Source organism: Scytonema hofmannii PCC 7110 (assembly GCF_000346485.2).
GTDB classification, from domain to species: Bacteria; Cyanobacteriota; Cyanobacteriia; order Cyanobacteriales; family Nostocaceae; genus Scytonema; species Scytonema hofmannii.
Window position 1 is genome coordinate 10,365,695 of sequence record NZ_KQ976354.1, and the last position, 18,384, is coordinate 10,384,078.

An 18,384-nucleotide genomic window follows, 5' to 3' on the forward strand; every position below is an offset into this window, starting at 1 on the left:
GATCGCTGCTGCTGAATATTGTGGACATCTATCATGAAGCCATTCAAATTACGCTCCTTCGCTTTTCACCTTCACCGCTACATCGGGTTAGCCGTGGGACTGCTGTTAATCATCGTAGGCTTAACAGGTAGCCTGCTGGTATTTTCCGATGAAATCGACCATTTTCTGCTTCGTCGTCAAATTGGGCACATTCTCCCCTCTGGGCAAAGGATGTCCATTGAATCCGTGCTAGATAAGGTCAAAGCGGCTTACAGCGACCAGCCAGATATCAAAGCTACTTTTATCAGCACAATACCAGAACCGGATGCCCCTTACCAAATCTTCCTTAGCTCCCCTAAAGGCAATCGCACAGAAGTCAATGTCAATCCTTATACGGGTACAATCATGGGCAGTCGCAACAGCGATCGCACCTTCAGAACACTCGCAATCAAACTACACTACCAACTTCTGGCTGGCGAAACCGGAAGCCAAATTCTTGGGGTAGTCGCACTTTTACTATTCATCCTCAGTATTACAGGTATTATTCTCTGGCCTGGTTGGCGAAGGCTAATTTCTGGTTTCAAAATCAAGCTTGATGCACACCCCAAGCGAGGTAACTTTGACATCCATAAAGTCGTAGGAATTATTGCAGCTGTTTTCTTGGGATTGACGGGGTTCACTGGATTTTGTTGGAATTTCTATGATTTCGCCAAACCTGTCATCTTTGCTGTAACCTTCACTCCCAATCTACCCAACCCTGTTTCCATTCCCATTAAAGGCTCTTCTGGGCTAAAACTTACACAATTGCTGCAAAAATCAGATATGGCATTACCAGATGCAGTCACGACTTATATCGTCCTGCCAACAAAACCAGAAGATGCTCTTAGAGTGGGGAAAAAATTCCCCCAAGAAAGCTGGAAATACGGTTACAGCCAGGTTTATCTAGATCGGTACACGGGTGAAATAGTTCGGTTAAAGAACGCACTTAAACAATCTCTGGGCGACAAAATTTTGGACTTGTTTATACCATTGCACTTTGGTACTTTTGGCGGTTTACCAACTCGTATTCTTTACGTCTTTGTTGGTCTTGCACCACTGATTCTGTTCATCACTGGCTTTGTAATGTGGCGGTATCGTTACCTTGCAAAACCAAGTAGTCTTAATCCTGCGGTAGAACTATCAGAGCAAAGTCGAACTTAACTAACAACTGAATCTGCCCAAATCTATGTTTTTTCAGAATGAATTTGTCAAAAAAGTTATGTCTAATATGTCTAAAGAATGTTTGAGTTCGTTTACATTCTCCTAATAAATTCCAGAAACTAAAATATGGTTCATTTACACAAAGCTTTCCAAAAAAAATCATTCCGACTCTTATCATTTGTAATTGGTCTTGTCTTTGCTTTAGTTATGGGGTGCCAAACTTCCGCACAAGTAGCAACATCCACGGAAATACTCTGGGATACTTATGGCATACCCCACATATATGGTAAGGATGAAGCAAGTGCATTTCAAGCCTTCGGGTGGGCGCAAATGCAAAGCCACGGGAACTTGCTTTTGCGTCTATACGGTCAAGCACGGGGACGTGCTGCTGAGTACTGGGGAGAAAAATATTTAGACTCAGACCGTTGGGTACTCACTACAGGAGTGCCAGAACGCGCTCGTTCTTGGTATAAGGCACAAAGTCCGGCTTTTCGCAGCTATCTCGATGCCTTTGCTGCTGGAATTAATGCCTATGCACGGGAGCATGGTGAAAAACTTGACGATGAGGTAGAAGTTGTGCTACCAGTTAAAGCCGAAGATGTGATGGCTCACTTACACCGAGTCCTACATTTTACTTTTGTTGCTAACCCACAAGCGGTTGCAGGTATCTCCAAGGAAGAATCAAAAGCCGGGTCTAATGGTTGGGCGATCGCTCCCTCGCGTTCTGCAACTGGCAAGGCAATGCTACTTGCAAACCCCCACTTACCTTGGTCAGATTTATTCTTATGGTACGAAGCGCAAATGACTGCTCCGGGTCTTGATGCCTATGGAGCAACACTTGTTGGAATTCCCGTGTTAGCGATCGCATTCAACGATAATTTGGGCTGGACTCACACCGTCAATACTCACGATGGCTGGGATGCTTACGAACTCAAACTGGCTGACAATGGTTATAGTTTTGATGGCAAAATTCGTCCCTTTAAAACAACAACCCTTTCGGTAAAGGTAAAACAAAAAGACGGCACGTTGAGCGACCAACCCCTAGTCGTCAAACAGTCTATTCACGGACCCGTGGTGTCAGAGAAAGACGGCAAAGCTGTGGCGCTACGCGTTGTTGGTCTTGATCGACCTGGTGTGTTAGAGCAGTGGTGGGATATGGCACGTTCTCAGAACTTAAAACAATTTGAAACTGCACTCGGACGCCTGCAATTGCCAATGTTCACCGTCATGTACGCAGATAAAGACGGACATATCATGCACCTGTTTAACGGTCAAGTTCCAATTCGCCAAAAGGGCGATTTTGAATATTGGCAAGGAATTATTCCCGGTGACACTTCTAAAACGTTATGGACAAAAATTCATCCCTACAAAGATTTACCACGCATTGTTGACCCGCAAAGTGGCTGGTTACAAAACGCCAATGACCCACCATGGACAACAACATTTCCCACCGCTATTAAAGCAGATAATTACCCATCTTACATGGCACCTCGTTTCATGGACTTTCGATCGCAACGCTCAACCCGGATGCTCTTTGAGGATGACAAAATCACTTTCAATGAAATGGTGGAATACAAACATTCGACTCGCATGGAACTGGCAGATCGTATATTGGATGACCTAGTCCCTGCAGCCCAAAAACAAGGAAGTGAATTAGCACGACGAGCAGCTGATGTCCTAGACGCATGGGATCGACAAGCAGATGCAGATAGCAAAGGTGCAGTCCTTTTCGCGGCTTGGGCAGAACAAATAGACTGGGATAAAGCCTTTACCAAACCTTGGAATGAAAACTCTCCACTCACCACTCCAGACGGTTTAGCCGATCCCAAGAGTGCAATTGCAACACTAGAAGTTGTTGCTGCCAAAGTGGAAAAGACATACGGGGCGCTAGATGTAGCTTGGGGAGATGTTTTTCGGTTGCTAGTCAGTAACAAGAATTTGCCTGCTAATGGTGGTTCGGGAAGTCTTGGTATTTTCCGCGTTCTCAATTTTGCGCCTGCTTCACAAGATCGTTTCCAAGCAGTCGCAGGTGATTCCTTTGTCGCTGCCATTGAGTTTTCTCAACCAGTAAAAGCAATGGCACTCACTAGCTACGGCAATGCCACACAACCAGGTTCACCTCATGTTGGAGACCAATTGCCAATGTTTGTAAATAAACAATTGCGCCCAGTGTGGCGCGATCGTCAAGACATCCTTACCCATTTAGAAGAACGCAAGATGTTTTGAATAGGACATTGACTTTGGTCAATTTGGATAAGCGAAAATTAGAAACCGGGTAACTCCTGCGAAACCTGGTTTCTGGCAACTCATCCCTTGATACCTATAAAACTAAGCACTTTCTGCCAGAAGATTACTTATTAAAAAACCGCCAAGACGCCAAGGACGCCAAGAAAAAGAAAGGTGATTGGGAGGGATTTTACAAACTACGTTTGAGTTCTCCCTCGGTTGAAACACGAGGGATTCTAAATGGATGTTGCTACGTGGTCTAAAGACGCACTTCGCAACGAATTGCGAAATGAATTCTTTAGATCGCGGAACAAGTCATACCGATGTGGCAGACTCAAAACTGCCCTACCCACCTTAACTAAGACAAGTCCTAGCTGTGTGGCTACTTTACGCATGATGTTGGCTGCGCCGTTGCAGTCAGCATTGATTACAAAACCAAGAAAGGTTTTGTAAAGACCACGTTCAATTCTTTCACCTGATGGCTTCCATCCGTTGGGTTTCTCACCAAATGTAGGTAGCAAGTCATCATCAAGAAATGAACTCTTGGATGTGTAGCTCTCTTCGGTAATTGTTAAAACAATTCCGTACTCTGGACAAAGTTGTTTAAGACGTTCAATCAATCTACCCGTTGGAATGGGTACAAAATTTTGATTGCCACGCTTGCCCATATCAGAACCATTCTTCTGTCCCTCATTCCAACCAATAATAAGATTTCCCACACCATCAGCGAGGCATCGATTAATAATAAACCTAGCTGCTTTATTAATGGCATCTCTCATCTGGTTATTGCGTTTGCGTTGAATCCTATCAAGGTTAGAGTCCCAGTAAAAATCTGACTTCCCTTGCTTATATTTGGCAACAAGACGGCAGTAACCCTGATTCATTGAACGTAACTTTCTACCATCAATAATTAAGCTCTGCCCAAGTGTTGAAACACCTGTTAACCAATTATTTCCACCGTGGTCAAAACTCCAAGCTTGCGTGTAAACAAGATTGGGATTCATCTCCATTATTTGCTTGCCATCATCAATTACCCAATTAATCCAAAACTGACCGTAACAAGGACGAACTGTCACTTCCTTCACCCAATCTGAATCAATGAATTCTGGTAATGGTAAAGCAATTTCAGCTAACAAATGTGGTTTAGTTTCTCTACTAATCGAAGGATAAAAACAACCATTTTTGTAAGTAAGTGCTTGCCTTGGGAACGTAACTGCCGCCAGTCCACCGCTTTTTCTATATTGTGGTAACGATGGTTTATCAACCTCACCTCTGTAATAAGCATTAACAAGTCCGTTGTAAGAAGTAATTGACTCACCAATAGATTTCAATGTTTGCTGTGCAGCCTGTGCAGCCAAAGCCTTGTAATGTGGATTGTCTTTGAGAATTTTATCAAGTTCTGGATAAGTAGTATTGCATCTGTAGGTTTTCCATCCGTGGCGTAATTCATCACCTTTCCAGTAGGTCGTGAAAGCATTACCCGACTCTTCAAGTCTTGAATAATGAGTTTGACGAACATGATAAAGAGCGCAATTAATCAAACTGTTAGCGTGTTGGCACTGGTCTAGCCAAAACGCTTGTTCAATATCTGTAAACCTTGCTTTAACTGGTAAAGTTTTGTACACCTTGTCACGGGGGTCTTACACGTACAAAAATGGGGCAGCCTTAAAAACAAATTGTTCATCTGTATTAGGGATTGCAACCTCAGGAAGGCTGCCCCATTTTTGAGGGGACAATGCGTCGTCATCACCTCCTGTCGTTTATTATATTAGTTACTACATATAAAGTCAACAATACTCCGGAAAATGGCAAAGCTCTCAAAAGAAGACCATGACTACAGAAGAACGGAGAATTCCGTGTCCTCAATCAATTATCATTTTGTATTTGTACCAAAACGACGAAGACCCGTATTGGTCACCGATGTGGCAAGAAGACTGCAAGAAATTATTTTTGAACTAGTGCAAGAACACAACTGGAGACTCATTGCATTAGAAATTCAACCCGACCACGTGCATATGTTTATTAATGCACCTACAGATGAAGCGCCTTCACAGATTGCTAAATGGGTTAAAGGTAGAGCATCCCATCATCTAAGAAAAGAATTTCCAGAACTTTTAAAACTACCTGCTTTGTGGACTCCAACCTACTTTGTAGCGTCAACAGGTCAAGTTAGCACAGAGGTAGTTAAAAAGTACATTGAGAACCAGCGTGGGAAGTGAGACAACAGGTTAAAACCTGTTGAGTCGGGTTTCATCCCCTGGCTGAAGCGCAGGGGTTCTCACCCTCCCATGCTGTTTTGATAGGTAAAGAAGAAACTATTCCTATCCCCCGCATTGCCAACAAAGCAGTTCCAAAAGCTGCTTCCGCATTCACAGAACACTCAACAGGTACCTGTAAAAGACGCCCTCTAATAACCCGCCAAACAAGATTTCCCGCACCACCCCCAGCCGTATAAACATGAGTTAACTTATCAGCCCCCAAATCCTGCAATAACTCATATCCCCTTGCTTCTATCCGAGCAATGCTTTCTAACAAACCGTGTAAAAATTCCACCTGACTCTCCGGACGCGGTTCCAATCGCGCAGACAAATTTGGGTCATTAATCGGAAATCTCTCCCCTGGCTTTAATAACGGATAGTAATCCAACTGACTTGCTTTGAACCCATCAATCTCTTGACTGAGGCTTTCTAACTCTGCATTAGTAAAAAATTGCTTAAGGACTGCACCTCCCGTATTAGAAGCCCCTCCCGTCAGCCACAGATCTCCCAAGCGGTGGCTGTAAATTCCGTACCTTGGATCGTCTACACGAATTCGGCTTAACAGTTTCAGTACCAACGTCGATCCCAGAGAAGTCACTGCTTCACCTGGAAGTGTTGCACCACTGGCAAGAAAAGCTGCAATACTATCAGTTGTGCCAGCACAAACCAAACAATCGCGACGAAACCCCAACCCATCTGCAACTTCAGCACGTAATTCTGCAATGGGTGTACCTGGAGCGAGAACTTTTGGTAAATGAACTTTAATTTGTAACTGTTCCAGCCAATCCGGATATTCTAACTTTTCCACGTCATAACCCAACTTCAATGCATTGTGGTAATCGCTAACACCCAATTGCCCATGTAAAAGAAATGCCAGCCAGTCTGCTTGATGCAGGAAGTGTGTTGCTTCAGCAAAAGATGGCAATTGTGACATCCATAAAAGTTTGGCAAGGCTAGAAGTCGCACCTAAAACTGTATGATTGGGAGGGGCTACCGTTTTTAACTCTTCCATCACGATCGCTCCTCGTCCATCGTTGTACAACAGAGGTGTATCCACAGGTTGACCCGTGCTGTCGCATAACAAGACTGTAGAAGAAGTCCCATTGATAGCGATCGCTCTAACTTTTCGCCTTAATTCCTCTGCAATTTGCTCAAGCAGGTTAAATAAAGCATCTTTCCAGCAGTTTGTTAGGTCAAAGGCATTTAACATATCAAAAGGATAGCGCCCCTCAAACTGGATACAAGCGTCTTTGTCAATGACTGCAGCCCTTGCACCCGATGTACCAAAGTCTATACCCAAATACAAGCTCATAAGTTATTTTGGATTTTGGATTTTGGATTTTCGATTAACGAATTTTGGATTTTGGATTGAGAAAGCCTTACCCGGACTTATTCTTATCTAACTACCTGTTGTATTCCTTTTTTAATTTAATAAGTTTTATTAAATAAGCTTGACATCTTTTGAATTTTTCTAACTTTTGACTTTAGATTTTTGACTTTTGACTTGTTTATGTTGCATCTTGTAACAACCTATTCCCCAATCTTCGCAAAACAGTGAAAAGTAGTAAACGAACTGTTCAAAATCGTTGAGATTGTGAGGTTTAAACCATGTCGATCCCAAATCTTCTCTATCTCGCCCAAGTAACTAGTATCTCAGATACTCAAGTGTACATCGCACTTGTTGTCGCGCTTATCCCAGGCGTTCTGGCTTGGCGTTTAGCAGCATCACTTTACGATTCATAACCCTCTTGTAGAAGGTTATTAACCTGGCTTTACGAGTACGGTTTTTAGGCACTTGCGGCTTGGTGTCATCACAACTGAAAACTGTATCCGTAAAGCCAGGATTTTTTTACCAAAATCTCAGTGTACCAAGTTGAAAAAATGAAGTAATATGACAGCAAATAAAACTGCAATAAGTGCAGATGCGCTTTTTGTGGTGTAGAGTTACGATTATTTTTTTACTACCATGAATGCTTTTCAACCGTCTAGACCACCGCTGCAACCAATAGAAAAGCGTCGAGTCACTCCTCGCCCAAAGCGGCGTCTTCGTCAACGCTCTTACCAAGTGATGGCACTGGAAACCACAGCAAAGATTGGGGTTAATATTGTCATATCAGCAGCTGCTATTTCCGCCCTAATTCAGCTTTTGCCTTATCACTGGTCGCAGCAAGAAAAGCTAAGAGCTATCCGCGTTGATGTGCAGCAGGTGGAAGGACGGGTTTATGATTTGCAGGCTGAATTTAGTCGGAACTTTGACCCACGCCAAACTCAAAGAATTATGCAAGAAGAGGGCTACCGATTTGACCCTTCTCAGCGTCAGGTCGTGTTCCCCAAAAATAGGACAGAAGTGGAACAATCAGAATCAGATTAATTTCTGTCCGATTACGTATTACTCAACAACTTTATGGCAGACAACATACCTCAACCTGGAGAAAAAGCGCCTGATTTTTCCGCACCAGACCAAGATAGTCATCAAGTGAGTTTGGGTGATTTTTCCAATCAGTGGATTGTTCTTTACTTCTACCCAAAAGATGACACTCCTGGTTGTACGACAGAAGCTAAGGACTTCACTGAATTAAGTCAAGACTTTAGCAAATTGAATGCAAAAGTCTTAGGTGTCAGTGTAGACACAGAAAAAAATCATTGTAAATTTATCAACAAGCATAACTTATCAATTACATTATTAAGCGATCCAGAGCATCAAGTCGCTGACGCTTACGGTGCATGGCGATTGAAAAAATTTATGGGTAAAGAGTACATGGGTGTGGAACGTTCAACCTTTCTGATTGCGCCCGACCAAACCATAGCATATACCTGGGCAAAAGTCAAAGCCAAGGGTCATGCTGCGGCTGTACTCGCTCAATTACAAAAATTGATAGCCACGTGAAAATGAGCAAACCCGACGACAGACGCGCCGGGTTTGAAATTGATATGTAAAGAATGGATGAAGAAAAAGGATAAAGAATGATATTTTTTGATACTTTATCCTTTATAATTCATACTTTTTTGATGCTCTGTCATCTTGTTCATCCGTTTCCAAATGTGCTTGTGCTAAGAGCCTTTTGCCATGAATAACTGCCGCAATTGTTACAGTGTTACCTTGAATCTGATAAATAATTCGATAGGTGTAAGCAAACAGTTCCCTAATGCTACCATCATTAAATTCTGGCACCATTGGTCCAGAAATCGGGAGTTGGCTTAACTTACGAGAAGAATCAAGTATTCTCTGAACTACTGTGGCAGCGTAGGAAGCGGAGTCCCGAAATATGTATGCCGCGATCGCGTCTACATCTTCAAGCGCTTTGGGAGACCAAACTACTCGATAAGCCATTTACGTAAAAGCGCCTCGGCTTCCTCTTGAGAGATAGTGTCCTTACTGTCAGCTGCCAACAAACCCTGTCGCACTTTTTCAAGTACGTACAGGTGATACTGAACATCCTCAACAGAACAATCATCTGGTAGTTTGCTCAGCAGAGATTGGACTTTTTCCTTTGTAGTACTCATAGCATTTTTTTTAGTAAATTTATATGAATTATTTTTTAAGGGTAGGCAAAGAACCTACCCTTAATCTACATTCTGTTAAAAGTTTTCGTACTTCGCAATGGCATCCTTTATCTTCTCTAACACTTCAGAGACAAGCATACTACCTAATTCTCCAGAAGCCCTAGTACGGATACTGAGAGTATTACTTTCTACCTCTTTTGCTCCCACCACTGCCATGACGGGAATTTTTTCTTTCTCAGCATTGCGAATCAGTTTACCCAGGCGATCGCCAGTGGTATCTACTTCTGCACGAATACCCAACATTCTCATTTTTGCTGCCACATCCAAAGCATAATCCAGTTGTCCTTCGCCCACTGGCAGCAATCTGGCTTGTATTGGGGCTAACCACAAAGGAAAATCGCCTGCATACTCTTCAATCAAGATACCGATCAGCCGTTCTAGGGAACCGAAAGGCGCACGGTGAATCATAACTGGGCGTTTGCGGACCCCATCTTCAGCCACATATTCCAAATCAAACCTTTCTGGCAGATTATAATCTACCTGCACAGTTCCCAGTTGCCACTCTCGCTCTAAGGCATCACTAAAAATAAAGTCAAGCTTGGGACCGTAAAAGGCTGCTTCTCCAATTCCCAGGAAATGCTCCATTCCTAGCTGTTCGACAGCACGCTGAATAGCACCTTCTGCTTTTTCCCAAACATCATCCGAACCAATATACTTATCGCTAGCCGGATCGCGAAAACTCAGTCTAGCTTTAAACTTTTTCAGTTGCAGTTTGTTGAAGACCGACAAAATCAAGTCTACAACATTGAGGAACTCATTATCCAACTGTTCTGGCGTTACAAATAAGTGAGAATCATCAACAGTGAAACCCCTTACCCTTGTCAAACCACCCAATTCCCCAGATTGTTCGTAACGGTAAACAGTCCCAAACTCTGCCAACCGCATTGGGAGTTCTCTATAGGAACGCAAATCGCTTTTATAGATTTGGATGTGAAATGGGCAATTCATCGGCTTGAGGACGAAACCTTGCTCTTGTTTTTCGGCTTCTTCATCCTCCGCCATCAAAGGAAACATATCTTCTTTATATTTCTGCCAGTGTCCGGAGGTCTTAAATAAGTCAACTCTGGCAATGTGAGGAGTGACTACTGGTAAATATCCCCGTTTTAGCTGTTCCTGTTTGAGAAAGTCTTCTAAAAGACTCCTCAACAGTGTTCCCTTCGGTGTCCACAATGGTAACCCCGGTCCTACCAAGTCAGAAAAGATAAATAATCCCAGTTCTTTACCCAGTCTCCGGTGATCTCGTCGTAGTGCTTCTTCCTTGCGCCGTTTGTATTCGGCGAGTTGTTCTGGTGTTTCCCAAGCAGTTGCGTATATACGTTGTAACTGTGCTTTTGTTTCGTCTCCACGCCAATAAGCACCGGCAACGCTTTCCAATTCAATCGCTTTTGGGTTAAGCTCCTTTGTATTTTCCACATGAGGTCCGGCGCACAAATCCCACCATTCATTTCCTAAATGGTAAATTGTAATCGGTTCCTCTTTAATGTCCGCTAGAATTTCTAACTTATATGGTTCGTTAATTTCTTTAATCCGGCGTTCAGCTTCTTCGCGGTTCACTTCTTCTCGAATAACTGGTAGCTTTTTATTAATTAACTTTACCATTTCCTTGTAAATGGCTTTCAAATCCTGTTCTGAGAAGGGTTCAGGATTGTCAAAGTCATAGTAAAAGCCGTTCTCAATCCAAGGACCGATTGTAACTTGCGCCTTGGGAAACAGCTTTTGTACAGCCATCGCCATAACATGAGAGGCAGTGTGGCGAATTTTTTTTAGAGTCTCTGACTCGCTAGTACGCGGCAAATATACTATCTTTTCAGATTGTTCTAGTTGATTAGATGATTCTGGCGGCATCGGCTATAAAATAATTGGCGAAACGATTGAACTGTTAAGTTATGAGTTAAATTTATAACAAATATAATTAACTATAATACACTTTTATTTTCATCTTGTCAGCTTTTATTTGTTGTGGTTGTAAACCTTAGTATTTCAATATAACCATGTTTGAGTCTCTTCATTCATTGTTTAACAACTATTAAGTCATTCATAAAATCTAACCGTATATAGTTGCTTTTCGCTCATGACTCTGATACCAGGGAGTGGGGAGTAGGGAGTGGGGAGTAGGGGTAAGAAATTTTCATTCCCTCGTTGTGGACAATTGCCCATGGGTGTCTATCTTGATTTGTCAGATCTAATCTGAATATAACTAGTTGAATAGTTGTGGGTTTATTTTTACAAACCCACCGGCTCAATTTATTTCTAATCAAAGAATTGGCACTATATTTTAACTAATGGCTCTCACTAATTTGACATTTTTCTAAAATTTTACTATTAACAGGAGTTCAACACTAAACTATCCTCTCGGTTCTGGTGAGTTTTACTCGATTGTACATAAGTTTAACTTAACTTATTGTTAACTCATAATTATAAGATGATTTATCGCTATATTAGGGGGTTGGGGACTGGCGACTGGGGATAAATGGCTGCCAGAACTCCGACTTCTCCTGCGAAGTCGGAGTTCTGAGTGTTTTCTGAGAATTAGGAAAATATTTAAAAACTTTTAAAACTTTTAGAAGACAAATACTGTGCAGTAATTAATACAAGTGTTGTGATAATTATCAGCAATTTTGCTAGAGTATTTATGGTTTTTTTAAAAATCCCTCTGCGGAATCTGTACAATTGCCTTGAAGATTTTATATAATAAGTGAAATGTAGCTAATGTTACAAATGCTTAAAAATCTCTGACTTGTGAAAGAGATTGAAAAAATGTTAAGAATCGTAAATAGAGTTAATATTAGTATGAAAGTTAAGAATATGCTTTTCATTTATGCAAGACTCTAATTTATCTGAATCAGAGTTGCTCAAAACGGTTTTGCAACCACTATTAGAAGATTTTCAGTATTGGTTTGCGCGATCGCGTAACTTTTTGGAAACAGAGCAGCTTTCATTTATGAGTCCAAACGAACAATCAGACTTACTCATGAGAGTCAAGCAAGCACAAGCGGAAGTAAACACAGCTAAGATGCTATTTACAGCAACTGACAGCAAAGTAGGAATTGATATGGCAACGTTAGTACCTTGGCATCAATTGGTATCGCAATGCTGGAATGTAGCGATGCGCTTCCGTCAAATGCGAGATAATGAACAGCAGAGAGACAGCATATAAGTCAAGATTCATTAACATTTTTTCCAAAAACAATGTGTATATTATGCTACCTTTCCTTTTTCTGAGTTAAAATTTCTCATTTTTATGAATATAAGCGCACCTGGAGTGCGTTAAGCATTTGGCATCTTTGGGATTCACTGACTGCATTTAAAAACTCATCATTAGAATTTGCTACTTCTGGAGGAAAAACAATGTTACATCTACTTTACATTTTTGCTTTTACCCTACTAGCTTTCATAGCAGTTGCAAACTTAATTCGCAATTTGATTTTATTTAGTTTTGACAGAGAGCGAGTTTACCCGCCAAAATCCGTATCTTTAGGAGATCGGAGCACTCATAAATCATTTACACCACATCCAGAGCTACTTGATGCGTCCGGTAACTTAATCAGAGAACCATTGTTAGTCATGCGATCGATCAACGTTGAAGACGCCCGCCAAAAACTTGATGCACTTTACGAAGCTTCTCCAGGACAGAAAATCGAGAACCAAAAGGAAGAATAAATTTTAGATTTTGGATTAAATGAATTTTAGATTTTGGATTTTGGATTTTGGATTTGAAATTCTCAATCCAAAATCTAAAATCTAAAATCCAAAATTTTATCAGGCTTCAATCACAACTCGGAGGTTACCGCGTTTCTTGGCAACGCGACAAGCTGTTGTGCTTCCGGAACGCTCAAATTCTAAGTCTAGAATTGTACCACCAACGCGCAAATTGTGTAGGGACAGACGAGCGATCGACTCCGGTAAGGCGGGGTCGATAATTCGCAAGCAATTGTTGGGAGCATCCGGCACTAAGTTAACTATCATTTGCAGCAGTTGAAAAATGCTGCCAGTAGCCCAAGCCTGAGGCGTACAAGCAACAGGATACTGCACGGGGGCATTATCGACCTTGCGCTCGTAGCCGCAGAACAACTCTGGAGGACGACTGTAAGGCTGCTGGTTAGTCATGTCGAATAAACCCTCAAAAAGTTCCAAGGCTTGATCGATTAAACCGAGGGAACGCAAACCCATAGCAATGAGGGAGTTATCGTGAGGCCAAACAGAACCAATGTGATACCCCATTGGATTGTAAGCAGGTGATAAACTACTTAAGGTACGAATACCCCAACCATTAAACATATCCGGTCCGCGCAATCGTTCGGCAACACTGTAAGCTTTTTCTGGAGTAAATATTCCTAAATGCAAGCAGTGACCTGGATTCGAGGTAATACTGTCTACGTGCTTGCCATCGCCATCTAAAGCCAAGGCACAAAAATCTTGGTCTTCCATCCAAAAGTCTCTGTTGAAGCGAAGCTTAAGATTTCTGGCTTCTTCCGTCCATCGATCTGACAAATCAATGCGCTTCTTCATCCTAGCAATTTCTGCTAGGCGTAGTTTGGCAGCATAAACATAAGCTTGAACTTCACAGAGGGAAATCGGTCCGTTAGCTAACTCTCCCTTGCGGTTAACAATACAATCTCCAGAATCTTTCCACCCTTGGTTAGCAAGTCCCTTTTTAGATTTGCGATAGTAGCTGAGGTAACCCGTATTTTTCATACTGCGGTCAATCCATTCCATTGCAAAGAGTGCATGAGACCAAAGTTGCTCTAAAGTCTCTCCATCATGAGTCCATGCATAATATTCAGCATATAGCATCAGCCATAAGGGAGTGGCATCCACCGTACCGTAGTAAGGTGTGTGAGGAATTTCTTGGCAACGTGCCAATTCTCCAAACCGCAGCTCGTGTAACATCTTACCCGGTTCTTCGTCTCGGCGATCGTTTTCTACTTTTCCTTGGTAATTTGCCAGTATGTATAGAGTTTCCTTCGCAATCTGAGGATTCAACATTAAGGTTTGAGAAGCCGCAATGATGGAGTCTCTGCCAAACAGTGCGGAGAACCACGGGACACCTGCGGAAACAGTCTTGTATTTCCCAAAAGATTGGCGCAATAAATACATATCCTGTTCGGCACGCTCAATAATTTGATTAAAATAGCTTTTATCCGAACGAATTTGTGTAATTTGATGCACCCAGTTTTGCTCTTCCATCAACTCAGAAGCTTTTGCTTGTCCCAAGGTGATAGCAGCACTGACTGTAGAACTCGATTGGTTGTTGGTGAGTAAATTCACTCGATAGCCCAACTTTTGGGTTTCGTGGGAAGCCAATTCCAATCGCCAAATAGCAGTATATCCTTTGAAATAGTCTGGTTGCCGATACTGGAATTGAATGCGGGATTCCATCACCAAACCGTCAAGACCTTGATAGGCAAGTGAGAGTGATTGTTCCTTATGGGTGGGGTTTTGAGCTTGTGCAAGAATGCCTTCAAGAGAAGATGTTTCCTCGTGTGCTTCCTCTATATGCCGCAAAAGTTTACCCCGATTGTCTCGGCTATAGCCACGAACTTCAAATAAATCGGCAAAATCTGCTTCAAAGCTGATACTTAGTTCAAAAGAAATGGAAGTTGTGCTATAATTTGCTATCTCCAATTCTTCAAACAAAGCGCCATTCAGTACAAATTCCCGACGAATACCTAATGTATCTGGCCTCAGGCGTTCGTCTATTCTGGGATTAGTACATAATACTGACAGTGAAAATCCTTTGTCGGCTGTACTGCTGAGGAGTACGGGGGAATGCCCTTCAATTTGCAATTCCAAACGGCTGAGGAATCGGGTATCACTGCAGAACAGCCCCAAACTGGGACCGTCATTTAGCCCGCAGCCAGAGACATTTCCTAGAGTGTCTGTTATGAAAAATAAATCATCATCTTTAACCGTCAACGTTGGTTGCGGTTTTTCACTGATGACGCAGGGCCACTCTGAAATAGGTACTTGGTCAGCAGGAACAAAGGTTTTTCCGTCCAGAATAATTTTCTCCGGGGTCATGAGGGTATCCGGTGTCATCAGCAATATCCGTGTGTACAGGTCTACTTTTTTTTCGCGTTCGCTCTTAGCGCAAGCTGAAAGAGTGCTTATCGCTCTTAGCGCAAGCTGAAAGAGTGCTTATCGCCTTTGGCGCAAGCCGATCATAGTGCTTATCGCATCAGCGTCAACAGGAAAAAAGACGTCAATCCGAACTGATTTGAGCCACTGAGCAAAGATAATAATCGCATACACCCGGTTACAGGGTATGGATCTAACTCACAACATCAAATCTTTATAAATATTTATTTCTTACAAAACTAGGGAACAGGGGAGTCCCTGTTCTTTGTTCGCTTTTAAAAAAATGCGCGTTGTGGGAGTAGCGCCCACTTTAAAAAAAGATGTTTTTCTCTCAAGAGCGAATCCCTAAGAAAAATACCTTTTTTTAAACCAGCACTTTTAAGTGTTTATTTCCCTGTTCTCGTTTCTCTGTTCCCTGTTCCCTCTGAAAATGTGAATATACCTCAGAATAGACTCAAACATAACCTCAAACAATAAGATTTGAACTTTTCTCTAACTTATCTCTAACATATTAAGTAGATTTTTTTTAAATGTGCTAAAAAAGAATAAATATATTTTTTTTAGTAACAAAACTGCTAACTCAATTACATATTTTGACATTTGAAATACACGCAGGGTGAGCATTGTCCACCATAGCCGGAGGACACACCACCCTCGTTTAACCACTCACCACTACCTAAAGTAGAGCTTGGTGAACTATATTAGATTATGCAAGTCAGCTATTATTGAAACCTCCCAATATCAGCCGATGAATAACTACAACGTACAATGGTTGTGGCAAGCGTCTTCTCCATATCTTGAAGACCCATTCCCTATACCCCACAGCCCGCTCCTTATTTTTTAATTGAGAGGAGTTTCACAATTCTTTACATATTGCAACCATCTTATTAACTAAAGAGTCCGTTGTAATTTGTACAATCAGCTGTGACATGGATTTTATCTGAGATTGTGGCTACCAAAAGACATTGATGAGCATTTCGACTTCCATGCTGAGTGAATTGCTACAGGCTCTACCCTACCTGCGGCCCCAGATATATTTTAAAGCTTCCTTAACGGCGCTCTCCCATGCGATGGAAGATCAAATTTTGGCGGCGACTTTAGAGCAGCCTTTAGTGATCGCTAGCTTCCAGCGAGAGCGATTTTACCGCCAAGAAGCTCATCGGTATCAGAGGCTATCTCAGCGAAGCAATCAAATATACGTACTATCAGCACCAGAAACGGATTTCACCAATAGCTCGGAACATTATGAGAAAATTGCCTTTGAACCAGAAGATGCTTTGAGTCAAGAGTGGCATTTAGTGGTCATTGCTCAAAACTACGCGACTTGTCTGGTTTGTCGAGAAAGCGTTGGTTCCATAACTAAAAACAAAAAACTGCGAGAGAGCAGTCCTTCTTTGGACACGGATGCAGCGCGGAGGTTTGAAGGAATTTGGACAGCAGAACGAGGTGTGAGTCTCAAAGCAGCTGAGTTGTTACTAAACAGAATTTTGGAATACAGACCGGAACTATTTGACAAAGTTGAACAAGCACGTCAAAGATTTGGGTTGGGAGAGGACAAGAGCGAAGTCACCGCCGCGCAAAGTAGCGAATATGCTTGTAACATCGATACAGACCCCTTTGTTCAACGCTTGGTGACGTACTTACAAGCAAGTCAGTATAAATTACACAAAGCTTATCGTTCTATTTCAGCTCAAGCACGAAAAGAGCGATTGGTCAATTCTATTGGTACTGCTATTAGGCGATCGCTCAATCCTCAAGAAATTCTCAAAGTCGCTGCCGAAGAATTGGGACAAAATTTAGACGCTTGTCGTTGTTTAATTTACCGCGCTCAAGCAACAGATGTCCAAGCCAAAATAGAACATGAGTTTTTAAGTCCTGGAGCACCATCGCTTTTAGGAAAACCTTGGCCTTTGGAAAACAACCTCCTGTTCCGGGAAGTCGTACTGCAAAACGATGGTATTTTTGTTACAGATACTCGAACTGATTCTTATATTAGTAGTTCCAAAGCACTTTCAAAACTCGTTAAAAAACACGGAATTCTTTCTTGGCTGATGGAACCCGTGTTCTACCAGGGGCGGTTGTTAGGTATTGTTGAGCTACATTATTGTAAAGAAACTATACACGATTGGCAAACTGGAGATTTTGATTTGGTGGAAGCGATCGCAACACAAGTAGGAGTTGCTCTTATCCAAGCAGAAGCATACGCCAACTTAGAGGAACTGAACCAGCAGTTAGAAGCCCTCGATCGCACGCGCAGTAATTTGATTGCAATCACCGGTCACGAACTCCGGACTCCCTTATCCACAATACAGGTATGCTTGGAAAGCCTTGCCACCGAGCCAGATATGCCTTTAGAGTTGCGACAAGTAATGCTCAACACAGCGCTTTCTGACTCAGAAAGAATGCGAAAACTGATACAAGATTTCCTGACTCTTTCAAACTTAGAAAGCGGACGGGTAGAGTGGCATCCCGAATCACTCCCTTTACAGGAGTGCGTTGATTTAGCCTTAAGCCGCATCCGCAGTCGCTTCGACAATGAAAATACACCCACAATTAAAACTCAGATTGCACAAAGCCTACCCCTAGTTAAAGCTGATGGAGATTGGCTGGTGGAAGTATTAGCAAAACTGATAGATAATGCGTGTAAATTTACACCTGTGGATGGGAAAATCACGGTTAAGGCTGAGCGCAACAATCAAAAAATGGTTGAAGTTACAGTGGCTGATACCGGGCGAGGGATTGAACAGAATCGTTTAGAAATTGTATTTGACCGATTTTACCAAGAAGAAGGGGCATTGCGGCGTACTGCAGGAGGAACGGGTCTGGGCTTAGCAATTTGCCGTCAAATTGTCAATGGTTGGGGCGGAGAAATTTGGGCAGAATCCAGCGGCAAAAACAAAGGCAGTCAGTTTCACTTTACCATACCCATTATTGAGAACAGCCAAGAACAAAAACCGTCAAAAGTCAAGAGTAAATAAAAGGGGAATGGGGAGTGGTGAGTGGGGAGTAGGGTTGTTCGCTCTTCCCTACTCCCTATTCCCTACTCCCCACTCCCTTCTTACTAACAACTGTTACAGTC

The 18,384-nt window shown here is 42.3% G+C and carries 15 protein-coding genes; 9 read left to right on the forward strand and 6 right to left on the reverse strand.

Going from position 1 to position 18,384, the window contains the following annotated elements; genetic code table 11:
• Nucleotides 1-33 precede the first annotated feature (33 nt).
• Nucleotides 34-1,179: a PepSY-associated TM helix domain-containing protein gene (locus tag WA1_RS43650; RefSeq protein ID WP_017744630.1), complete on the forward strand. Its 1,146-nt coding sequence runs from the start codon at nt 34-36 to the stop codon at nt 1,177-1,179.
• A gap of 126 nt (nt 1,180-1,305) precedes the next feature.
• A complete protein-coding gene (locus WA1_RS43655; protein WP_017744631.1) occupies nt 1,306-3,405 on the forward strand; it encodes an acylase in 2,100 nt (699 codons plus the stop codon).
• 236 nt (nt 3,406-3,641) lie between these two features.
• On the opposite strand, the gene WA1_RS43660 is transcribed toward WA1_RS43655, so the two are convergent.
• On the reverse strand, nt 3,642-5,030 hold the full coding sequence (locus tag WA1_RS43660) for an RNA-guided endonuclease InsQ/TnpB family protein (protein ID WP_017750189.1): 1,389 nt from the start codon (nt 5,028-5,030) through the stop codon (nt 3,642-3,644).
• Nucleotides 5,031-5,210: 180 nt separating this feature from the next.
• On the opposite strand from WA1_RS43660, the gene tnpA reads away from it, so the two are divergent.
• Nucleotides 5,211-5,624, forward strand: a complete 414-nt coding sequence (gene tnpA / locus WA1_RS43665; RefSeq protein WP_017750190.1) for an IS200/IS605 family transposase — start codon at nt 5,211-5,213, stop codon at nt 5,622-5,624.
• A 31-nt stretch (nt 5,625-5,655) separates the two neighbouring features.
• On the opposite strand, the gene WA1_RS43670 is transcribed toward tnpA, so the two are convergent.
• Nucleotides 5,656-6,975: an FGGY-family carbohydrate kinase gene (locus WA1_RS43670; RefSeq protein ID WP_066613256.1), complete on the reverse strand. Its 1,320-nt coding sequence runs from the start codon at nt 6,973-6,975 to the stop codon at nt 5,656-5,658.
• 296 nt (nt 6,976-7,271) lie between these two features.
• On the opposite strand from WA1_RS43670, the gene psaM reads away from it, so the two are divergent.
• The 3 genes from psaM to bcp all read left to right on the forward strand — a co-directional run bounded on the left by psaM (nt 7,272) and on the right by bcp (nt 8,550).
• A complete protein-coding gene (gene psaM / locus WA1_RS54125) occupies nt 7,272-7,406 on the forward strand; it encodes a photosystem I reaction center subunit XII (RefSeq protein WP_081403060.1) in 135 nt (44 codons plus the stop codon).
• Nucleotides 7,407-7,629: 223 nt separating this feature from the next.
• Nucleotides 7,630-8,034: a slr1601 family putative cell division protein gene (locus WA1_RS43675; protein ID WP_017744633.1), complete on the forward strand. Its 405-nt coding sequence runs from the start codon at nt 7,630-7,632 to the stop codon at nt 8,032-8,034.
• A 33-nt stretch (nt 8,035-8,067) separates the two neighbouring features.
• Nucleotides 8,068-8,550: a thioredoxin-dependent thiol peroxidase gene (gene bcp, locus WA1_RS43680; protein ID WP_017744634.1), complete on the forward strand. Its 483-nt coding sequence runs from the start codon at nt 8,068-8,070 to the stop codon at nt 8,548-8,550.
• A gap of 102 nt (nt 8,551-8,652) precedes the next feature.
• Here the strand turns inward: bcp and WA1_RS43685 are convergent, their stop codons facing one another.
• The 3 genes from WA1_RS43685 to thrS form a co-directional block, all read right to left on the reverse strand.
• Complete coding sequence (locus WA1_RS43685; RefSeq protein ID WP_017744635.1) at nt 8,653-8,994, reverse strand: type II toxin-antitoxin system RelE/ParE family toxin; 342 nt, start codon at nt 8,992-8,994, stop codon at nt 8,653-8,655.
• A complete protein-coding gene (locus tag WA1_RS43690) occupies nt 8,979-9,167 on the reverse strand; it encodes a hypothetical protein (RefSeq protein WP_017744636.1) in 189 nt (62 codons plus the stop codon). Before WA1_RS43690 ends, WA1_RS43685 begins: the two co-directional genes overlap by 16 nt.
• A gap of 75 nt (nt 9,168-9,242) precedes the next feature.
• Nucleotides 9,243-11,072, reverse strand: a complete 1,830-nt coding sequence (gene thrS / locus WA1_RS43695; RefSeq protein WP_017744637.1) for a threonine--tRNA ligase — start codon at nt 11,070-11,072, stop codon at nt 9,243-9,245.
• Between the two features lie 973 nt (nt 11,073-12,045).
• On the opposite strand from thrS, the gene WA1_RS43700 reads away from it, so the two are divergent.
• Together WA1_RS43700 and WA1_RS43705 are read left to right on the forward strand one after the other, a co-directional pair.
• Complete coding sequence (locus WA1_RS43700) at nt 12,046-12,384, forward strand: DUF2605 domain-containing protein (RefSeq protein ID WP_017744638.1); 339 nt, start codon at nt 12,046-12,048, stop codon at nt 12,382-12,384.
• Between the two features lie 191 nt (nt 12,385-12,575).
• Complete coding sequence (locus WA1_RS43705; RefSeq protein WP_017744639.1) at nt 12,576-12,887, forward strand: DUF2973 domain-containing protein; 312 nt, start codon at nt 12,576-12,578, stop codon at nt 12,885-12,887.
• Nucleotides 12,888-12,986: 99 nt separating this feature from the next.
• Here WA1_RS43705 and WA1_RS43710 read toward each other — a convergent pair whose 3' ends face one another.
• Nucleotides 12,987-15,266 carry an amylo-alpha-1,6-glucosidase gene (locus tag WA1_RS43710; protein WP_066613259.1) on the reverse strand — a complete coding sequence of 760 codons (2,280 nt, stop codon included), beginning with the start codon at nt 15,264-15,266 and terminating at the stop codon, nt 12,987-12,989.
• 1,007 nt (nt 15,267-16,273) lie between these two features.
• On the opposite strand from WA1_RS43710, the gene WA1_RS43715 reads away from it, so the two are divergent.
• Complete coding sequence (locus tag WA1_RS43715; protein WP_017744640.1) at nt 16,274-18,283, forward strand: DICT sensory domain-containing protein; 2,010 nt, start codon at nt 16,274-16,276, stop codon at nt 18,281-18,283.
• Nucleotides 18,284-18,384: the final 101 nt, after the last annotated feature.

Coding starts and splice junctions, on each gene's coding strand:
- WA1_RS43650 (WP_017744630.1), top strand. CDS start 34: ATGAAGCCATTCAAATTACGCTCCTTCGCTTTTCACCTTCACCGCTAC.
- WA1_RS43655 (WP_017744631.1), top strand. CDS start 1,306: ATGGTTCATTTACACAAAGCTTTCCAAAAAAAATCATTCCGACTCTTA.
- tnpA (WP_017750190.1), top strand. CDS start 5,211: ATGGCAAAGCTCTCAAAAGAAGACCATGACTACAGAAGAACGGAGAAT.
- WA1_RS43670 (WP_066613256.1), bottom strand. CDS start 6,975: ATGAGCTTGTATTTGGGTATAGACTTTGGTACATCGGGTGCAAGGGCT.
- psaM (WP_081403060.1), top strand. CDS start 7,272: ATGTCGATCCCAAATCTTCTCTATCTCGCCCAAGTAACTAGTATCTCA.
- WA1_RS43675 (WP_017744633.1), top strand. CDS start 7,630: ATGAATGCTTTTCAACCGTCTAGACCACCGCTGCAACCAATAGAAAAG.
- bcp (WP_017744634.1), top strand. CDS start 8,068: ATGGCAGACAACATACCTCAACCTGGAGAAAAAGCGCCTGATTTTTCC.
- WA1_RS43685 (WP_017744635.1), bottom strand. CDS start 8,994: ATGGCTTATCGAGTAGTTTGGTCTCCCAAAGCGCTTGAAGATGTAGAC.
- WA1_RS43690 (WP_017744636.1), bottom strand. CDS start 9,167: ATGAGTACTACAAAGGAAAAAGTCCAATCTCTGCTGAGCAAACTACCA.
- thrS (WP_017744637.1), bottom strand. CDS start 11,072: ATGCCGCCAGAATCATCTAATCAACTAGAACAATCTGAAAAGATAGTA.
- WA1_RS43700 (WP_017744638.1), top strand. CDS start 12,046: ATGCAAGACTCTAATTTATCTGAATCAGAGTTGCTCAAAACGGTTTTG.
- WA1_RS43705 (WP_017744639.1), top strand. CDS start 12,576: ATGTTACATCTACTTTACATTTTTGCTTTTACCCTACTAGCTTTCATA.
- WA1_RS43710 (WP_066613259.1), bottom strand. CDS start 15,266: ATGACACCGGATACCCTCATGACCCCGGAGAAAATTATTCTGGACGGA.
- WA1_RS43715 (WP_017744640.1), top strand. CDS start 16,274: ATGAGCATTTCGACTTCCATGCTGAGTGAATTGCTACAGGCTCTACCC.